1 protein-coding gene is annotated in these 1067 nt (G+C 69.1%); it reads right to left on the bottom strand.

The features are described from left to right. Nucleotides 1–1067, bottom strand: a 1067-nt coding sequence (gene metK, locus Q5762_RS36785) for a methionine adenosyltransferase (protein ID WP_315896671.1), incomplete at both ends; no start/stop codon positions are given.

The raw sequence follows: 1067 nt of genomic DNA, 5'->3' as shown, positions 1-1067 counted from the left end.
TGGCCGTACGCCGCGGTCTGGGCGTAGATCGGGCGGAGCAGGTCGAGGTCGCGGATGATCGCGGCCGGGCGGAGGTCGAAGACCTCGCCGATGGCGTTCTCGATCTTCTCGGTCTCCACGGTGTTGGTGCCGAAGGTCTCCACGAAGAGACCGACCGGCTCGGCCTTGCCGATCGCGTACGCGACCTGGACCTCGCAGCGCGAGGCCAGACCGGCCGCCACGACGTTCTTGGCGACCCAGCGCATCGCGTACGCGGCCGAGCGGTCGACCTTCGACGGGTCCTTGCCCGAGAACGCGCCGCCGCCGTGCCGGGCCATGCCGCCGTACGTGTCGATGATGATCTTGCGGCCGGTCAGACCCGCGTCGCCCATCGGGCCGCCGATCTCGAAACGGCCGGTCGGGTTCACCAGCAGGCGGTAGCCGTCCGTGTCCAGCTTGATGCCGTCCTCCTGGAGCTGGGTGAGGACGTGCTGTACGACGAACTCGCGGATGTCCGGCGCGAGCAGCGACTCCAGGTCGATGTCCGAGGCGTGCTGCGAGGAGACCACGACCGTGTCGAGGCGGACGGCCTTGTCGCCGTCGTACTCGATGGTGACCTGGGTCTTGCCGTCGGGACGCAGGTACGGGATCGTCCCGTTCTTGCGGACCTCGGTCAGCCGGCGCGACAGCCGGTGGGCCAGGTAGATCGGGAGCGGCATCAGCTCCGGGGTCTCGTCCGACGCGTAGCCGAACATCAGACCCTGGTCGCCCGCGCCCTGCTTGTCGAGCTCGTCCTCGTTGTCCCTCTGGGTGGCACCCTCGACACGCTTCTCGTACGCCGTGTCGACACCCTGCGCGATGTCCGGTGACTGCGACCCGATGGAGACCGAGACGCCGCAGGACGCGCCGTCGAAGCCCTTCTGCGACGAGTCGTACCCGATCTCCAGGATCCTCGCGCGCACCAGGGCGGGGATGTCGGCCCACGCCTTCGTGGTGACCTCACCGGCGACGTGCACCAGGCCGGTGGTGATCAGCGTCTCGACGGCCACGCGGGACGTGGGGTCCTCACGCAGCAGCGCGTCGAGAAT

Source organism: Streptomyces sp. P9(2023) (genome assembly GCF_032436795.1).
Taxonomy (GTDB): Bacteria; Actinomycetota; Actinomycetes; order Streptomycetales; family Streptomycetaceae; genus Streptomyces.
The sequence above is the reverse complement of the archived record's forward strand: the minus strand, read 5'-3'. Positions and strand labels throughout refer to the sequence as shown.